The 18842-nt window shown below is 40.4% G+C and carries 15 protein-coding genes and 1 other annotated feature; of the genes, 11 read left to right on the top strand and 4 right to left on the bottom strand.

From position 1 onward, the window contains the following. Complete coding sequence (locus ACHZEU_RS02185; RefSeq protein WP_103118112.1) at nucleotides 1–747, top strand: amidohydrolase; 747 nt, start codon at nucleotides 1–3, stop codon at nucleotides 745–747. A 57-nt stretch (nucleotides 748–804) separates the two neighbouring features. Here the strand turns inward: ACHZEU_RS02185 and ACHZEU_RS02180 are convergent, their stop codons facing one another. Together ACHZEU_RS02180 and ACHZEU_RS02175 are read right to left on the bottom strand one after the other, a co-directional pair. Beyond that, complete coding sequence (locus tag ACHZEU_RS02180) at nucleotides 805–1524, bottom strand: metallophosphoesterase (protein ID WP_048392870.1); 720 nt, start codon at nucleotides 1522–1524, stop codon at nucleotides 805–807. Between the two features lie 129 nt (nucleotides 1525–1653). Further along, the gene (locus ACHZEU_RS02175; RefSeq protein ID WP_004230062.1) at nucleotides 1654–3258 is read right to left on the bottom strand and encodes an ABC-F family ATP-binding cassette domain-containing protein; all 1605 of its coding nucleotides are present in this window, start codon (nucleotides 3256–3258) and stop codon (nucleotides 1654–1656) included. 600 nt (nucleotides 3259–3858) lie between these two features. Here ACHZEU_RS02175 and ACHZEU_RS02170 point away from each other — a divergent pair. The 5 genes from ACHZEU_RS02170 (at nucleotide 3859) to recQ (ending at nucleotide 12208) form a co-directional block, all read left to right on the top strand. After that, nucleotides 3859–5745, top strand: coding sequence for an FAD-dependent oxidoreductase (locus ACHZEU_RS02170; protein WP_404803948.1), 1887 nt, complete (start codon nucleotides 3859–3861; stop codon nucleotides 5743–5745). 81 nt (nucleotides 5746–5826) lie between these two features. Then, nucleotides 5827–6046, top strand: a binding site (T-box leader). Between the two features lie 44 nt (nucleotides 6047–6090). Further along, nucleotides 6091–7764, top strand: a complete 1674-nt coding sequence (argS, locus tag ACHZEU_RS02165; RefSeq protein ID WP_066036785.1) for an arginine--tRNA ligase — start codon at nucleotides 6091–6093, stop codon at nucleotides 7762–7764. 130 nt (nucleotides 7765–7894) lie between these two features. After that, the gene (locus ACHZEU_RS02160) at nucleotides 7895–9070 is read left to right on the top strand and encodes a CynX/NimT family MFS transporter (RefSeq protein ID WP_066036784.1); all 1176 of its coding nucleotides are present in this window, start codon (nucleotides 7895–7897) and stop codon (nucleotides 9068–9070) included. Nucleotides 9071–9324: 254 nt separating this feature from the next. Continuing rightward, nucleotides 9325–10428 carry a hypothetical protein gene (locus ACHZEU_RS02155; RefSeq protein WP_279495001.1) on the top strand — a complete coding sequence of 368 codons (1104 nt, stop codon included), beginning with the start codon at nucleotides 9325–9327 and terminating at the stop codon, nucleotides 10426–10428. 7 nt (nucleotides 10429–10435) lie between these two features. Further along, nucleotides 10436–12208 carry a DNA helicase RecQ gene (recQ, locus tag ACHZEU_RS02150; RefSeq protein ID WP_404803947.1) on the top strand — a complete coding sequence of 591 codons (1773 nt, stop codon included), beginning with the start codon at nucleotides 10436–10438 and terminating at the stop codon, nucleotides 12206–12208. Nucleotides 12209–12269: 61 nt separating this feature from the next. On the opposite strand, the gene msrA is transcribed toward recQ, so the two are convergent. After that, nucleotides 12270–12791, bottom strand: coding sequence for a peptide-methionine (S)-S-oxide reductase MsrA (msrA, locus tag ACHZEU_RS02145; protein WP_081011039.1), 522 nt, complete (start codon nucleotides 12789–12791; stop codon nucleotides 12270–12272). A gap of 174 nt (nucleotides 12792–12965) precedes the next feature. Between msrA and ACHZEU_RS02140 the strand changes: the two genes are divergently transcribed. The 3 genes from ACHZEU_RS02140 to ACHZEU_RS02130 all read left to right on the top strand — a co-directional run bounded on the left by ACHZEU_RS02140 (nucleotide 12966) and on the right by ACHZEU_RS02130 (nucleotide 15647). Next, entirely contained in the window at nucleotides 12966–13916 is a 951-nt protein-coding gene (locus ACHZEU_RS02140) for an LCP family protein (RefSeq protein WP_404803946.1), read from the top strand. Between the two features lie 64 nt (nucleotides 13917–13980). Continuing rightward, entirely contained in the window at nucleotides 13981–15180 is a 1200-nt protein-coding gene (locus ACHZEU_RS02135; RefSeq protein WP_048392857.1) for an AI-2E family transporter, read from the top strand. Between the two features lie 101 nt (nucleotides 15181–15281). Next, the gene (locus tag ACHZEU_RS02130; RefSeq protein ID WP_103118117.1) at nucleotides 15282–15647 is read left to right on the top strand and encodes a cupin domain-containing protein; all 366 of its coding nucleotides are present in this window, start codon (nucleotides 15282–15284) and stop codon (nucleotides 15645–15647) included. 55 nt (nucleotides 15648–15702) lie between these two features. Here ACHZEU_RS02130 and ACHZEU_RS02125 read toward each other — a convergent pair whose 3' ends face one another. Beyond that, a complete protein-coding gene (locus ACHZEU_RS02125; RefSeq protein WP_016992684.1) occupies nucleotides 15703–16878 on the bottom strand; it encodes an aminotransferase class I/II-fold pyridoxal phosphate-dependent enzyme in 1176 nt (391 codons plus the stop codon). A 232-nt stretch (nucleotides 16879–17110) separates the two neighbouring features. Between ACHZEU_RS02125 and ACHZEU_RS02120 the strand changes: the two genes are divergently transcribed. Both ACHZEU_RS02120 and ACHZEU_RS02115 read left to right on the top strand, forming a co-directional pair. Further along, nucleotides 17111–17992, top strand: coding sequence for an aminoglycoside 6-adenylyltransferase (locus tag ACHZEU_RS02120; RefSeq protein ID WP_054550123.1), 882 nt, complete (start codon nucleotides 17111–17113; stop codon nucleotides 17990–17992). A gap of 14 nt (nucleotides 17993–18006) precedes the next feature. Then, on the top strand, nucleotides 18007–18822 hold the full coding sequence (locus tag ACHZEU_RS02115) for an ATP-binding protein (protein WP_016992682.1): 816 nt from the start codon (nucleotides 18007–18009) through the stop codon (nucleotides 18820–18822). Nucleotides 18823–18842 lie beyond the last annotated feature (20 nt).

Raw genomic sequence — 18842 nt, 5'->3', positions numbered from 1 at the left:
ATGCGAATCTTTGATGCACACTTTCATATCATTGACTTTAATTTTCCGATTATCGAAAATCAAGGTTATACGCCACCAAGCTATGTAGTAGAGGATTATCAAAAGGACACAGTGAGTCTCCAGATAGCGGGAGGCGCCATTGTATCAGGATCTTTTCAAGGATTTGACCAAGCCTATCTTTTAAAAGCATTGAAACAACTTGGTCCCACGTTTTGTGGGGTAACGCAATTACCTAATACGGTCACGGATGATGAAATTGTACATTTACATAACAATGGGGTACGGGCATTACGCTTTAATAGTAGACGAGGTGGCTCAGAGGATTTATCACAGCTAGAAACCTTTGCACGACGGGTTTATGATTTGGTGGGCTGGCATAGTGAATTATATATCGATGCGAAGGAAATACCGGAGATAGCCTCGACAATTGAAGCATTACCAGCCATCTCCATCGATCATTTAGGGTTGTCGGAAGAAGGGCTGCCACATTTATTAAAGCTTGTTGATAAGGGAGTACGTGTCAAGGCGACTGGCTTTGGTCGTGTGGAGCTGGATGTGAAGCATGCTTTACAAGCGATTTATAATGCTAATCCAGATGCCCTCATGTTTGGAACAGATTGCCCGTCTACAAGAGCTAAACGACCTTTTAATTATGGGGATGTGGAATTGATTCAACAGCTATTTGATCAACAGGCTGCTGATAAAATCCTCTACAAGAATGCGCTACAATGGTATTTTCAGCGTTGAATATAAAAAAGAATCCATGTTGGCATGAAAATGGATTCTTTTTTAATTATGACGGTACTAAGCATTTCGATAGTTGGCAAACATAATTTCATTATAATACTGATCTAATTGAGGCATACCTAGTTCTTTTGCGATCATTAGCTCAGCCTCTCGGTCATATGCTACTCTAATAAATTGGATGGCATTGTTTGACTGTGTTCCATCTAGAATGGCATAGGAAGCAGAAGTTAGGTCAAGTGAATTACCAACACTCCCTACATTACAAAGAATTCCTTGTTTATATGTATGTAAAAAAGTTGTATGGATATCGCCATAGAACACAATATCAGGATGTTTCTTGTAATGGCTTGAATTGGTTACTGCCGTATTCTCAAACATAGATAAACGCTTTTCAAGTGGATGATTTGGTAGGATACGTTCAAATTCACTTCTTGGAGACGCATGGAAAAATCTTATGAGCTGTTCATTTAATTCAAGATCAATATGGAAGGGTAATGACCCGAGATATTGATAGTCTTTTGCTGTTAATCGATCTTTAAACCATTGGAGAAAATCATTGTCAGTAGGGGATTGAATAAATACGTCCCAATTGCCTCGTACGACTTGTTCACAATTCTGTTGGATAAGTTCTATACAGGCAGATCCTTGAGGGCCCTTGCCGATTAAATCACCTAAACAAAAAATTCTGTCAATCTTTCTTAAGCGAATGTCTTTTAATACGGCCTCTAATGCCGTTTTATTCCCATGAATATCTGATATAATTGCAATTTTCTTCACGAAGATTACCCCCTCATTAATGCTATACTATATCATTCAATAAAAATCCTTTTAATCCTTTAAAAACCATATAAACACAAAAGACAAAAAAATCCTCTACCCACTATGGGTAGAGGATTTTTGTAAAGCTTAGCTTAAGCCTTGGCTATCTTTCCACTCTAGGAATTCATCATATGTTAACTGCTTATCTAAAATAGAGCCGTCTTCACGGATTTCGATGACACGGTTAGCAATTGTTTGGATGAACTGATGGTCATGTGATGTGAAAATCATTGCGCCTTTGAAACGAATTAAGCCTTCGTTCAATGCTTGAATAGATTCAAGGTCAAGGTGGTTCGTAGGTTCATCTAATAAAATAACATTTGCTGTCGCAAGCATCATTTTCGATAGCATACAACGTACCTTTTCGCCCCCGGAAAGAACAGCAGGGGATTTCTTCACTTCTTCACCAGAGAACAGCATACGTCCTAGGAAACCACGTAGGAAGCTTTCTGTTTCATCGTCTGGAGAATATTGACGTAACCATTCTACTAATGTTTTTTCAGAACCTTCGAAGTACTTGTCATGATCGTTTTCGAAGTAGCTTTGAGATGTCGTTACACCCCATTTAAATGTGCCAGCATCCGCTTCTTTTTCTTCCATTAAAATATCAAGAAGTGCTGTTTTCGCCATTGGGCTACCAAGTAAAACAATTTTATCTTCTTTGTTCATCGAGAAGCGCATGTCCTTGAATAGCGTTTCGCCTTCATGACTTGCTGTTAGACCGTCTACTGTTAGGACATCGTTCCCAATTTCACGGCCGATTTGGAAGTTGATGAATGGATATTTACGGCTTGATGGCTTAATATCATCCAGTTCAATTTTATCCAGCATTTTTTTACGAGATGTTGCTTGCTTCGATTTAGAGGCATTGGCAGAGAAACGTGCGATAAACGCTTGTAATTCTTTAATTTTCTCTTCTTTTTTCGCATTTTGATCTTGTGCCATTTTTTGTGCTAATTGAGAAGATTCATACCAGAAATCATAGTTCCCTACATATAATTGGATTTTAGAGAAGTCCAAATCCGCAATATGTGTACATACTTTATTTAAGAAGTGACGGTCATGGGATACAACAATAACTGTATTCTCAAAGTTAATCAGGAACTCTTCCAGCCACTGAATTGCCTTTAAGTCAAGGTGGTTGGTAGGCTCATCGAGTAATAGTACATCAGGCTGACCAAACAGTGCCTGTGCCAGTAATACTTTAACTTTGTCAGAACCTTCAAGATCGCCCATTAGCATGTAATGAAGATCATCGGAGATACCTAAACCGTTTAATAGTGTAGCCGCTTCTGAATCAGCTTCCCAACCGTTTAGCTCTGCAAATTCACCTTCTAACTCTGCAGCACGCATGCCATCCTCATCTGAGAAATCTTCCTTTGCATAGATAGCGTCTTTTTCTGTTTTCACGTCATATAGGCGTTTATTCCCCATAATAACTGTGTCGAGCACTGTATGCTCATCGTATTCGAAGTGGTTTTGTTTCAGGACAGATAAACGTTCGTCCTTACCCATCGATACATTTCCTTCCTGCGCTTCGATTTCACCAGAAAGGATTTTTAAAAATGTTGATTTACCAGCACCATTTGCCCCAATTAAACCGTAGCAATTGCCTGGTGTGAATTTTATATTTACGTCTTCAAATAGTTTACGATCGCCATAGCGAAGACCTACATTACTAACTTGAATCATGCAAGTTCCTCCTTTTTTCACAATGGCTCTAGTATAGCATGAAATATGTTCCATAGTCTATAAACATTATTAAATCAAGGTTTGGCGTTCTTTCCACATTTTTTGTTAAACATAAACTGAATAAAGATACAATAAAAAAATTAAATTTGGTGTAACTTTCTTTGAGAGTGGAGCGTCTATATTGTAGTGTGATTAACTATTTTTGAAAAAGAATAGAAAAATGACATCATTTACCACGGGGATTTTAGTTGCTTATTCACAAAGGTTTCGTCTAAAATGATTCTGACTGTTTATATATCAAGTAAATCATCACTGGTGCCCACAAGCCCATCCCCGTTTTGAATGCCAGCTATTCGTGGCTCTTTCATTTATACTAGATAGATGTTGCTAAAGTTAGACGAAAAACATCACAATCCTCATAAATGATTTCATTCATTTATCTTAATGATAATTTCATAGAAGAATGCTGTAAGCTAAAGAATTATTCGTTTGTGGTAATGATATGCTATGCCTGCGTTCAACTAGGACATTCAGCCCTTGTGGCGGGAATGATGATTAAATAAACACATCAATGGAAATTTTAACAATTGGAGGTATATTATGGGTAAGGGCTTATTATGGACAGCCACTTGTGTAATAGTAGTTTTAGTTGGGTTTGGTAGCTACTATTTTATTAAAGAAATAACAAACTCTATGGCATACGATAAATTAGTAGATGAGTATAAAAAGCCAGAACCAATTGAACATATAGAGGAAGAATATGATGTTATTGTCATCGGTGGTGAGCCAGAGGGAGTGGCTGCGGCTGTGGCTGCTGCTCGAAATGGTGCGAAAACATTGCTGGTCGAAAAACGACAAGAGTTAGGTGGATTATTTACATATGGTATGCTGAATTTCCTCGACATTCCTCGTGATGGCCATAACAACTCGATTAGTGAGGGAATATTTAAGGAATGGCATGAACTTGTTAGAGGGAATGACGCTTTTGGTATTGTAGGTGCTAAGGCAGCCTTTAAAAAGCTGATCGATGAAGAGCCCAACTTAACGTTATCCGTGCAAACCGAGGTTGTGAAAGCAAATGTTAAACAACAACAATTAACGTCTGTGGAATTAAAAAATGAGTACGGTACATATGTTGTGAGGGGGAAATCATTCATAGATGCTACACAGGATGCTGATTTTGCAGCCTTGTCGGGCGTTCCTTTCTTTGTGGGCGGAGAAGATATTGGCATAAAGGATAAGCGTATGGCTGTGACTTTAATGCTACATTTAAAAAATGTCAATTGGGATGAAGTCAAAAAAGCGGCTAATTCCGGTGTATTTGGCGGTGCTAATTTAAATCATACGGTGATGTGGGGCTTTACAAAGCTACATGATGAATACAAGCCATTACAAGAGGGTACAAGATTACGAGGGTTAAACTTAGCTCGTGTAGATGATGAATATTTCATCAATGCCTTACAGATTTTTGGTATTGATGGCTTGAATGAATCCTCAAAACAAGCGGCGATTGTCGCTGGGAAGAAAGAAACGTTACACATTCTAAAATATTTACAAACAAACTTCCCAGGGTTTGAAAAAGCTGAAATTGTCAGCTATCCAGAAGAGCTCTACGTCCGAGAAACGAGACATATTTGGGCAGAGTATCAATTACCAATGGCAGACCTGTGGAAAAATAGTGATCAGTGGGATAGCATTGGCATTGCCTCTTATCCAGTCGATGTGCAAGCGCAAACGCCTCATGATTACGGCTATGTGATCGCTTCACCCAAGCAATATGCTATTCCTTTCCGGTCGTTAGTACCGAAGGATATTGATGGCTTATTGGTTGTCGGACGCTCTGCTGGTTATTCATCACTTGCAGCTGGTAGTGCACGTATTGTTCCAACAGGGATGGTGACAGGTGAAGCGGCTGGGACTGCAGCTGCTCTTGCACAGAAGCACGATGTAACCTTTAGAGACATGAGTAAGGATAAACCATTAATCGCTACATTACGAAAGCAATTGGCTAAGCAAGGTGCCTATGTTGATTCATTTTCAATTGAGTATCCATATCAAGGAGAATGGTATGATGAAGCCATTCAAACCCTCATTAATTACGGCCTTGTTGTGGGCGGCTATGATAATGACCTAAAAGTAGACAGTAAGGCGACGAAAATAAAGTTTGCTAAAATGTTAAAAGAGAGCATGCTACGTGCTGGTGGAGAAAGTGCAGCAGGAATGAAGGACCAGCTCGAAATTGTCATCAATAAAGTTTATAATCAAGGCGATGAAGCTATTGAGCGAGATGAGTTAGCTCAATATTTGGCTGACGTCCTCATCGGTGAATCCAATGCGACTAGCTGGGATACATTGGTAGAAAAAGGAATTGTCACGGAGAAAGTAGCGAAGAAAGTCTCTGATAATAAGAAATTAAAATTAAAAGAGATGTATGCGATTATGGCTGATGTGATTCATTATGTAGAAAAAAAACGTTCCTCCTTGTGAGGAGCGTTTTTTGCTGAAACGGCAACGTAAAAAAGGGTTGACGCCAATTAGAAAGTCCTGTAATATATGTCAAAATCATAAAAAAATTCGATGAAAAAGAGAGTAATTGATGGAATGACTGGCTAGCGAGTTAGGGATGGTGGGAGCCTAATGCAGGAACCATGAACGAAGCGCACTTTGGAGAAGATTCTCGAACAAATAGTAGAGAATAGCGGGGCGTCACCTCGTTAACAACGGAAAGTGGTCATGTTACATGGCAACTAGAGTGGTACCACGGGATTATCATGCTCTCGTCTCTAATTATAGAGGCGAGGGCTTTTTTATTTGAACAGGAGGAGGAGCAAAATGAATCAACAAATCGCCGACAGTATAGCAGTCACATTAAAGCAGCAAATAATAGGAGAGGACATATTGTCATTATTAGAAAAACCCAAAAGCTTGGAGCTAGGGGACGTAGCCTTTCCATGCTTTACTCTAGCAAAAGTGTTGAAAAAATCACCGCAAAGTATCGCAGCACAGATAGCAAGTCAATTAAATCATGACAGTATCGAGCGTGTGCAAGCTGTTGGTGGCTATGTCAATATTTTTCTTGATCAACAAAAGGTGACGCAACAGGTGTTACGCAAGATTCTGCGCGACAAGCAACAATATGGTACTACGCCAACAAAGATGGGAACGGTCGTCTTGGATTTTTCCTCTCCTAATATCGCCAAGCCTTTCTCGATGGGACATTTACGTTCAACAGTCATCGGCAATGCCTTAGCAAATATTGCAGAAAAAAATGGCTATCAAGCCATTCGTATCAATCATTTAGGGGACTGGGGTACACAATTTGGCAAGCTTATTGTTGCTTATCAGCTTTGGGGTGATAAACAAGCTATTTCGGCTTCCCCGATAGAGGAGTTATTAAAGATTTATGTGAAGTTTCATGAAGAGGCCGAGCAAGACCCAACGCTCAATGAACAGGCTCGTGCCGCCTTTAAAGCATTGGAGGACGGTAATGAAGAGGCGCAGGCATTATGGCAATGGTTCCGAGATGTGTCATTCATAGAATTTCAAACAATATATGAGCTATTAGGAATTCATTTTGATGCCTTTATAGGTGAAGCCTTTTACAATGACAAAATGCCGTCCGTTGTAACAGAATTAAAAGAAAAAGGGCTCCTTGTGGAATCAGAAGGTGCGTATGTTGTGGAGATGGAGGAGATGCCTCCATGTTTAATAACGAAAACGGATGGAGCCACGCTTTATGCGACGCGTGATTTAGCAGCAGCCCTGTATCGCCAACAGCACTACCAGCCCCATAAGATGTTCTACGTTGTTGGCAATGAGCAGTCCCTCCACTTTAAACAACTTTTTCAGGTCATCGAAAAAATGGGCTATCCTTGGGCAAAGAATCTGCAACATGTGTCATTTGGCATGATACTGAAGGATGGCAAAAAAATGTCGACGCGTAAAGGCAAAGTGGTGTTATTAGCAGATGTACTAGCAGAAGCTATAACGACTGCAAAGCGTAATATGGAGCAGAAAAACCCTTCTCTACCTAACAAAGAGCAAGTCGCAAAGCAAGTGGGGGTTGGAGCGGTAATTTTTAATGATTTAAAATCCCATCGTCTCAACGATATTGAATTTTCAATCGAGCAAATGATGAATTTTGAAGGCGAAACAGGGCCATATGTACAGTATACATATGCACGTATTTGCTCTATTTTAGATAAAAAGAAAGCTCCGACTCAAGATATGCTCTTCAAATCTTTAGGAGAGCAGGCTTGGCCGATTATTTCATTACTAGAACAGTTTCCTAAAACGGTAGCTATAGCTTTTGAGCAGGCTGATCCGTCCCAAATAGCGAAATATGCCTTACAACTGGCACGTTTATTTAATAAATATTATGCACAGTACAAAATATTAGTAGAAGATGAACAGCAAGCATCCCGTCTTGCATTATGTCAGAGTGTTGCTATTGTTTTAAAAGAGTCATTAGCCTTATTAGGTATTGAATCACCTGAAAATATGTAAGAAGCCTTAGCCATGTAAAGGTAAACTGTCCAATCATTGACCAACCATCGAAAACATGATAAAAGGATAGAGGAATCCATGCAAGCTTTTCATAAATGAAGGCTGCGTAATAACAGAGGGGATCAAACAATTGGTTAAAAAACATTGGACATTATCACTCACCTTCGTGGTCATTAGTATATTTTTTGTCGCTCTTAATATGAGGCCAGCTGTCACGGGAATAGGACCGCTTTTTAATGTCCTCATGACATCCTTACAAGTCTCGAATACAAGCATGAGCTTTCTCACAGCTATCCCCGTTTTTTGTATGGGATTATTCGCACCTTTGGCTGTCCCGCTTCAGCGAAAAATGGGCACGAAATCAGCTATCACCCTTTTAGTGGCCATCCTTGTAATCGCGAATGGGCTACGCTTTTTCCAAGCAAGCTATCTCTTGCTCATCGTGACAAGCTTTGCGGCAGGCTTAGCGATTGCAATGATTGGTCCTATCCTAAATGCTTATATTAAGAAAAAGTTTCCAGAACGTTTTACGACAGTAGTCGGTATCTATTCATTCGGTATAGGCGTAGGGGCTACTTTAAGTGCAGCCTTAACCGTGACTTTTTATCAGAGTTTCAGTAATAGCTGGACAATCGCCCTTGGTATGTGGTCAATCCTTGCTATAATTGCTCTCGTTATCTGGCTAGCGGCAATTCCATCCAAACACAACGAGCAGCTCCAACAAGTAACTACGTCAGAAGAAGTCCGTAATCCGTGGACATCTAGACGTGCCTGGGTAATTTTACTGTACTTTGGTTTACAAACATCACTCTTTTTCTCAATCATGTCATGGCTTACGCCGCTATTGCAGGATAAAGGCCTGTCATTAGAGGCATCCAGTGCTATGCTAACAATTATGTCTATTGTACAAATGATAGGGAATATGGCGGTACCAATTCTCATGGAAAAATGGCCAAGTCGAATGGCCTGGCTACTAGTGTTTAGCTTTGTCGGCATGATTGGATTTATGCTACTCTGGCTGACAGCGGGTATTTACCTATGGCTGGCTGTTTTATTAATTGGCATTGTGCTAAGCGGGCTATTTCCAATCGGACTATTGCTGCCTCTTGATGAAGCCAAAAATGATCAGGAGGCCACCAGTTGGTCATCTATGGTGCTGGCAGGTGGCTTTATGGTAAGTGCCATTATCCCCATTCTAATAGGCATTTGCTATGACCTAACGGGCAACCATACATGGACGTATCTGATCTTTGTATTATTAATGCTCGGCATTCTAGTAACGACTGGACTATTAAGAAAAAAATGATTGTAAGAGACATGTGTCAGGTTGCACATGTCTTTTTATGTGAAAATTATTTTGAGGGTATAATATCCTTCCATCCTCACAGCAAATTTTGTCTTCCATCAATATTAATGGGTAGAAAGAAATGACTTTAGGGAAGTTGCTGCATTTTTCTAATATCAATTATTCAATAATAATATTATGTAAACTTGAAACATTACTAGTCCTTGATTATGATAGAGAAGAGAGAATGTAGAATAGAAAGTTTTGGTGAAGGTATGTATAAAAAAGTGCTCATTTTAGGAGCGACAGCTTTTCTTGTAGCAGGCTGCGACAGACAAATAGGGACAGGATGGTTTCAAAATAAAAAGGCAGAGGTAGAATCAGAAGGAGCTGTGACGAAGCAACAGGAAAAAATTGTCCCAGAGGTCAAAGTGATTGGAGAGCATGGTGTTGGAGCAGGCATTATTATCAGGCAGCAGGATGATCAACTGTATATTTTAACGAATGGTGCACTAGTGGCATCCAAACCAACTGCCCTCGTTCAATTTGGTCAGGACAAGCTGGTAGTAGCGACTATTCATGTCATGTCAACAGCCTATAATATGGCCCTGCTACGAGTAACCTATCAAGCGGATGTGCAAGTGCCTAATTTATATGAAGGTGAGCTAAATCAACTGGCTGTTTATGTGAATGGCTTACCCTATACAATTCAAAAATACCAAGATAAAGTAGCGGCTTATTATATAAAAGCGGAACAATCGATACCTCTAGGAAGCCCTGTCATGGAGGCTGAAAACGGAGCCATTGTCGGATTATATGTTAATCGACAACAGCAAGGAGCGTCGCAGCCATACATATTGCCTATAAAGGAATTCCAAGCATCCATCGATGAATGGATTGAGGAGGGCATGACAGCCAGTGTACGACTTTCCCAATCGAAAAACTTATACCCCTATATTGAACAAGGGGATAAAGAAGCTGTACAGCAAGCAATCGAACAATATGGAGAAAATATATTTGCGTATAATACCGATGAAATTATGCTATTTTTAGATATGTTTCACAAGTATTTAAAGGGGGCAGTGACAACCCAGGATGCAAGTGTTTTGAAACCGATTGTCGGGACAGAGGCTATACAGGAAACCTTGGCTAGTATGGTTGCCTATTATGCTTCCAAGCAAGCCAAAATTCATTTCTCAGACACGGATATTCAGGCAATTCGCGTAGAAGGGCAGCGTCTTATCGTACAGGCTAAAACGGAATATATCCTGACGAATGCTGCTGGACAGGAGGCACTTGCCTACTCCAACATGTTGTATGAGTTAGAAAAAAATGAACAGGGCGAGTACAAGCTACTTGGTCTCACAAACAAGGAGTGAATTTTGCATGGAGCAAGCTAGACAAATGCTACAGCATCATTTTGGCTATGATACCTTTCGGCAAGGACAAGCCCAGATTATTGAACAAACATTACGAGGGCAGTCAAGTCTTTGTGTCATGCCAACAGGTGGAGGGAAATCCATTTGCTATCAAATTCCAGCGCTAATGCTTGAGGGGTTAACCATCGTGATTTCGCCACTGATTTCACTGATGCAAGATCAGGTGGAGGCTTTACGTACAGCAAATATTCCAGCAGCCTATATTAATAGTACGCTGACGGCACAGGAAGTGGATGAAACCATGCAGCTTGCTAGTGCGGGTTATTTAAAGCTCCTCTATATTGCACCTGAACGACTGGAAAGTACTACGTTTCTTCAAGCATTGTCGTATTTATCTGTCCCATTACTTGCGATTGACGAGGCTCATTGTATATCGCAATGGGGGCATGATTTTAGACCAAGCTATCGTTCGATCCACAAGCTTTTTACGCTATGGCCCCAAAAACCCACTGTTTTAGCGCTGACAGCTACTGCAACGCCAACGGTTTGTGATGATATTCGTCAATTGTTAGCGATTGATGMGCAGGCAACGGTCATGAMAGGCTTTTCACGTGAGAATTTGGCACTTTCGGTGTTAATTGGTGAAAATAAAGAACGCTATGTAAAAAATTATGTTCAACAAAATAAACAGGAAGTGGGCATCATTTATGCAGCTACTCGAAAAGCTGTGGATGCCATTTATGATGTGCTGAGTCGCTCTGGTGAAGACGTTGCGAAATATCATGCAGGTCTATCAGAGAATTTAAGAATGGCTGAGCAGGAGCGGTTTTTAAAAGATGAGGCACGTATCATGGTGGCAACGAATGCTTTTGGTATGGGTATTGATAAAAGTAATGTGCGCTTTGTGTTGCATTATCAAATGCCTCGTAATATGGAGAGCTATTACCAGGAAGCGGGCCGTGCTGGTCGAGATGGTCTGCCAAGTGCTTGTATTTTATTGTATGCTTCAGGGGACGTTCAAACACAGCGTTTTCTTATCGAACAGTCACAGGATGAGGCTCGTATTACACAGGAGCTAGCTAAACTACAAACAATGGTCGATTATTGCCATACTGAGGGCTGCCTACAGAATGCGATTTTAGCGTATTTTGGAGAAGTTGAGGAGGAGCCATGTGGGCGTTGTAGTAACTGTATTGACGGGCGAGCAGTGACAGATGTGACAGAGGATGCGCAAAAGGTGCTGGCCTGTGTTGTGCGTATGGGACAAAAATTCGGGAAGACCATGGTGGCACAGGTGCTAATTGGCTCTAAAAATCAAAAGATCGCTGAATTTGGCTTTGCCCGTTTATCGACCTATGGCATTTTAAAAGGACAATATACCTCAAAGGATGTCTCCAACTTTATCGAATTTTTAATTGCAGAGGGCTTGCTGGCCGTGAAGCACGGTACATTCCCTACAATTTATGTATCTGCTGAAGGCAAGGAAGTGCTGCTTGGCAATCGACAGGTCATGCGTAAGGAAGCTGTCACAGTGAAGAAGCTGGTGGATAATGATCCATTATTTGAACACTTACGGGTATTACGCAAAGAGATTGCCAACGAGGAAAAGGTCCCACCATTTGTTGTATTTTCTGATAAAACGTTACGTGAATTATGTGATAAGAGACCAACTGTACTGGAGGATTTACGACAGGTGAGTGGTATAGGCGAAGTAAAATTTGAGAAGTATGGTCAACGCTTCTTTGACGCACTACAATCGTTTTTAGAAGCCTCTGTTTAATAAATTTGTTGCTATTGTATAAAAGAGAGGTGTCCCACAAGCTGGAGACACCTCTTTTATATTATTTTTCCCAATGCTTTGCAATGAACGTATCACGCCCAGAAACGGCACGGTCTTGCTGATAGTGTGCTGTCTCTTTTTTATAATAATCCTGGTGATAATCCTCTGCTGGATAAAAGCGTTCAGCATCGCGAATTTTGGTTACAATAGGTTTATCAAAGCGTCCGCTATTGGCAAGCTTTTCTTTCGATGCCTCTGCGATTTGCTTTTGCTCATCTGTATAGGTAAAGATTGCTGTAGTATAGGATTCGCCACGGTCATGGAACTGTCCATACGCATCCGTCGGGTCAATTTGCATCCAATAAATATCAAGGAGCTGCTCATAACTAAAAATAGCAGGGTCGAATTCGATTTCGACTACTTCTAAATGACCTGACGTTCCTTTTTTGACATCTTCATAGGTTGGGTTTTCTAAGTGGCCACCCATATAGCCTGAAGTGACTTTATGTATACCGTCCCACTCGACAAATGGCTTGACCATACACCAAAAACAGCCGCCAGCAAATGTCGCTTTTTCTATCATTTGAATCATCCTTTCTTTTGTGAAAATATTATAGCATTGTTTTACGCCAAACTGTGCAAATGGGTGTAAAATAACGTTTAGATAGAAAAACATGGAATAGATCCTTTTTATAATGAAACTTTCTAGCTAATCAATCGTTACATTAACTATATCAAAATAGAGGAGTTAGTTGTTATGGAAGAGCAAGATTATACGAGACGCTCCCAACGTCCTAAAAAGCGTCGATTACGTAAAGGGAGAGCATTTTTTACACTATTACTATTGTGTATCATTGTGATTGTCGGCTATTCGGTCATGCAATATCGCAGCGGGCTTGAGCTAGCCAACGACACCAAAGTTGCACAGGAGGATTTTACTGGTGATAGCATCAAAGGGGATATCGAAAACTATTTGATTTTAGGGGTCGATACACGTGGAGAGGAAAAATCACGGACTGATACAATGATGGTATTATCCTGGAATAAAGCAAACAACGACATTAAACTCGTATCCTTTATGCGCGATATTTACGCGGATATTCCAGGCTATCAATCCTATAAGCTTAATACAGCTTACTACCTAGACGGTGTTCAGCTATTAAAGGATACATTAACAAATATGTTTGGCCTACCGATTCATCATTATGCACTAATTGATTTTAAAAACTTTGAATCCTTAGTGGATATTTTAGCGCCAAATGGTGTGGAAATGGATGTTGAAAAGGACATGTCTGAAAATATTGGGGTAGAGTTAAAGCAAGGTGTTCATCGTTTAAATGGACAGGAGTTACTAGGTTATGCGCGTTTCCGTCATGATGCAGAAGGAGATTTTGGGCGTGTTGCACGTCAGCAAAAAGTGATTGAGGCATTAAAAACAGAGTTATTAACGCCTACGAATATGTTGCATTTACCAAAATTTGTTGGTGCGGCACAGGGCTATATCACAACAGATTATTCATCTACTGAGGAAATGCAGCAAGTACTTAAATTKCTATCAAAGGGCAAGGTAAACATTGAGAAAGCAACCATCCCTATCGAGGGTAGCTATCAATTCCAAAACTTTAGCCATGCGGGCGATTCTATTGTCATCGATGTGGAGCAAAACAAAGCCTTTTTAAGTGATTTTTTAGGTATTTCACTAGAGTGATGTTTCGCAAAAACCAGCATTATCCTGTAATATAAAGGGAGAGCATTTGGATTGGGGTGGATATATGGAAAAAGAGAGACCAAAAGAGCGTTCAAGCCTGTTAGCAACCAAGTTTATTCGTTTTTTAGGTGGTAGAAACCTATTATTTACACTGGTAATTTTATTACTGGTGGCATGTGTTATTTTTATGTTTAATCAAGTTTCCTTTATCTTTACCCCGCTACAAGTTTTATTTGAAGTAGTCATTTTACCAGGGGTACTAGCCGTCATTGGTTACTATTTATTACGCCCATTGCTGGCGATTCTAGTACGATGGCGCATACCAAGAATATGGGGTATTTTAATCCTCTATATTGCGGTCATTGGTGTCATTACGTTACTTGTGGTGCTAGTCTATCCGTTTTTACGCGATCAGTTCACGAATTTAGCACAGGAATTCCCAGAGTACTTCATGGCATTTACACAAAACATTGTAGAATTCCTAAATCATTCACGTTTTAATGAGTACTTAGATAAAATTAGTTTTAATTTTGATGAAGTTTTGAATAACTTCACAACGGATATGGTAAAAACAGTGAAGGATATGGCGACCAATGTAGCACAGGGTGTGGCATCTGGTATTACCGGCTTCCTTTCAACGTTAACAGGTATTGTGCTATCACTTGTAACGGTGCCATTCATCCTGTTTTATTTACTAAAAGAGGGCGAAAAATTACCGAAATTTATGCTGAAAGTGTGCCCACCACGTATGCGTAAAGAGGTAACTGACATTTTCCATGACATGGACAAGCAAATTAGTTCGTACATACAGGGACAGATTTTAGTATCCATGTGTATTGGGGCAATGGTAACGATTGGCTTCTTAATTATTGGCATGAAGTATGCTTTATTGCTCGGCTTCCTTGCCATGATTACAAGTGTGGTGCCCTATTTAGGACCCGTTATTGCGATCACACCAGCAGTCATTATCGCTCTTGTTACATCCCCATTGATGCTGATTAAGCTGGCAATTGTATGGACAATCGTTCAATTAATCGAAGGAAAGTTCATTTCACCGCAAATTATGGGGAAATCACTCAGTATTCACCCGATTACGATTATCTTTGTACTATTAACGGCAGGCTCGTTATTTGGTGTCCCAGGCGTTATTTTAGGGATTCCGGGCTATGCAATCTTTAAGGTACTTGTCACGCATTTATTCAAGCTCTTTAAGCAGCGCTATAATCGCTACGAAGATGACGTTCATCAAAAATATGATATCTAATAAACGACCAGCTACTGCTAGCAACGCAGTAGCTGGTTTTTGCTGTAGAAAACGGCATTATGCTATTCTAGTAGTAGAGTCAAAGCAAGGGGGAAAAGGAAATGGCATACATACCGATTAATTTTCAAGAGAAACTGGCTAAATTTCAAGAGCATTGGTCTCCAAAGGTTATTGCTGAAATGAATGATTATCAATTCAAACTCGTCAAAGTTCAGGGGGATTTTGTTTGGCATAAGCATGAGGATACGGATGAGGTATTTATCGTCCTTGAGGGGCAATTAATCATCGAATTCCGAGATGGCCAGGTAAGCTTGCGTGCAGGAGAGATGTTTGTTGTCCCACGCAATGTGGAACATAAACCCTTTGCAGCTTCGGAGTGTAAAATTCTGATTGTAGAGCCAATGGGTGTCGTGAATACAGGTGAGGAGCAATCAGAGCTTACCGCTGAAAATGATGTGTGGATTTAACCATCATAGAAAAACCCTTCCAACAAAATGTTAGAAGGGTTTTTACATTGACTAATTATTGCTTTGCTAATAATTGTACTTTTGCTAAGCGATCCACGGCTTCTTGTAGAAGTTCCTTTGGTTGAACTAATGCTAAACGTAAATAGCCTTGTCCTGCTGTACCAAATACGGTTCCTGGAACTGTGACAACGCCTACTTGTTCAATCAATTGAAAGGCTAATTCTGTGCAATCGATAGCATAGGGATATTTAGCCCATACGAACATTCCACCATCAGAGGGTGCTGCTTCCCAGCCTAAAGCTTGTAAGCCATTCATCAGCGTTTTATGGCGCTCTGAGAAAGTGGCACGTAAGCTTTCCGTAATTTCCTCTGCGTTATCCAGTGCTACGACAGCCGCATCCTGGATAGGCTCGAAAATACCGAAATCTAAATTTGATTTTAATTGCTTAATAACAGCGATCATTTCTGCATTTCCTGCGATATAGGCAATACGCGTTCCAGCAAGGCTAAAGCTTTTAGAGAGGGAGTTAATCTCCATACCGACCTCTTTTGCTCCTGGTGCAGCTAGGAAGCTAATAGGGCCATCTCCCGTAAAATAGAACTCTGAATAGGCAGCATCATGGAGGACGATGATATTATACTTTTTAGCAAAGGCGATGACTTTTTCAAAGTATGCTAATGACGGCATCGCTGGTACAGGATTTCCTGGCAAGTTTAAAATCAATAACTTTGCTTTCTGTGCAATTTCTTCTGGTACAGCGTCTAAATCAGGTAAATAATCGTTGTCGGCTGTTTGAGGCATGTAATAAGGTGTTGCGCCAGCTAAGTGAATCCCTGCGTCATATGCTACATAAGCTGGGTTTGTGGATAAGACGATGTCTCCTGGATCACAAAAGGCAATTGGTAAATGCACTAAGCCTTCTTGCGAACCAATTGTTTGAATAATTTCTGTCGCGGGATCTAGATCAACATTACTACGACGCTTATAGTAGCGACTCACCGCGTCATAAAAACGCTGTGTGCCAGTCAGTGTATAGCCATAAGACTCGGCTAAACCTGCACGATAGGAAAGATGCTCACGTATTTTGGCATGCGGAGGAAGATCAGGGCTGCCTAAGCTTAAGTCAATTAAGGTCATGCCCTTTGCTTGCTGCTCTCGAGCAAAATTTTTCAAATCTCCGAAAATTGCTGGTGTAAATAATGACATTTTTTTAGATGGTACGATTTTCAAAACTAGTACACTCCTTGTAGTTGTATAACAGAATAGTAGTTCAAATTTTATCATACTGAAGCGCAGAAAGGGACAGATATTCTGAAAAAAGAAAATATTTATATAATGGAGAGGATGTGTGCATAGACTAGCGAAAAAAGATTTTCTGCCATTGGGAGAAGCTACTATAAATTCCTTCAAAGAGGAAAGTGTATTATACTGAGTATAAAGCTTTTCAGGTGGGGTGAGTCTTATGAGAACAGAGCAAGAAATGTATGATTTAATCCTAGCCACTGCACAACAGGACACTAGAATTCGTGCTGTTTACCTAAATGGCTCAAGAGCAAATCCGAATGTACCAAGGGATATGTTTCAGGATTTTGATGTTGTGTATGTCGTAACAGATATAGCCTCTTTCTTACAAGATGATAAATGGATTCAAGTATTTGGTGAGCAGCTGATGGTGCAGGAGCCTGATCGATTGGATAAGGGGCTTGGCTTGGACAAAGACTTTTCTTATAGCTATACATATTTAATGTTATTAAAGGATGGGCATCGCATTGACCTTCGCTTATTATCGACACAAGCTATGCTGGATGAATATGGACAAGACAAGCTGACAGTCCCTTTACTCGATAAGGATCAGCTTTTGCCATCTATCTCTCCATCTTCAGATTGTGGCTATCATATTAGTCCACCGACTGTGGGGCAATTTGCCAGCTGTACCAATGATTTTTGGTGGTGCTTACAAAATATAGCCAAGGGCATTTGGCGAGACGAACTCCCATATGCCAAGCAAATGTTTGAGGAAACGACAAGGCAGTCCTTACATCAAATGCTTAATTGGTGGATTGGTCAGCATCATCATTTTCAGATATCTACAGGCAAAATGGGAAAGTATTTAAAAAACTATGTGCCAGCTAATTATTGGGCATTGTACGTAAAAACCTATGCAGACGCTGATTATGCTAACATGTGGAATGCCCTGTTTGCGGCATGTACACTCTTTCGAAGCATCGCAAAGGAGGTTGCCCATCACTTCCAGTTCTCGTACCCTCACGAGGATGATGCTCGTATGTCAGCCTATTTGAAGCATGTATGTACATTACCACCAGATGCGAAAACGATTTTGTAAGGGGGAAGAGGGCATTGAAGGTTTATTCATTAAGTGGACCAAGCGGCACAGGCAAAAGTACAAGTGCGCTGGCCTTTGCCCATAAATTAGGGGTGGAGGCCATTGTTGATGATGGATTACTCATTGTGAATGGCGTCAGAGTGGCAGGTCTTTCTGCTAAATTCGAAAAGAATACAATTACTGCTGTACGACGTGCCATTTTTACAGATCCAGTTCATCGTGAGGCTGTCCAAAAGGCGCTAGCTCATCATCAGGTACAATCTATTTTACTGATAGGTACATCGACTAAAATGACGAATAGTATTGCCAAGCAGCTAGAGCTGGGTCCGATTGAACACTATTATAATGTAGAAGATGTCCGTTCATTGAAAGAAATTCAAAAAGCACGCTTTATCCGTCAAACACAGGGCAAGCATGTTATGCCGATTCCATATAGACAAGTGGAGCAAAATTTCTTTAAACGATTGGTGCAAAAGGGCATGGAGATTTTTTCTTCGAAACGAGAAAAAATCGGGGAAACGACGATTGTACGTCCTGATTTTCAGCGGGAATATATAGAAATCAGCAAGCATGTTTATGTACAGCTACTGACATACTGCTGTAGCCAACAGGCAATTGTACAAAAGGTCGAGCAAGCACAATTTGTGCTAGGGGATCAGGTTCAAGCTATCCTCACTATTCAAGTAAAGCTGCCGATCGATTATCCATTAGCAGCGCGTTTAGTGGAATTACAACAAGCTGTGCAACAAGATTTTTATCTACATTTTGGCTATGAATTAGATGCTATTCATGTACATGTAAAAACGGCTTTGCAAAAGAAAAAAGCGTAAAAAACAGGTACTCCGCTCGC

Source organism: Lysinibacillus sp. S1 (genome assembly GCF_044986265.1).
GTDB lineage: Bacteria > Bacillota > Bacilli > Bacillales_A > Planococcaceae > Lysinibacillus > Lysinibacillus capsici.
Note: the sequence above shows the minus strand (reverse complement) of the source record. Positions and strands in the feature narration are given on the sequence as shown.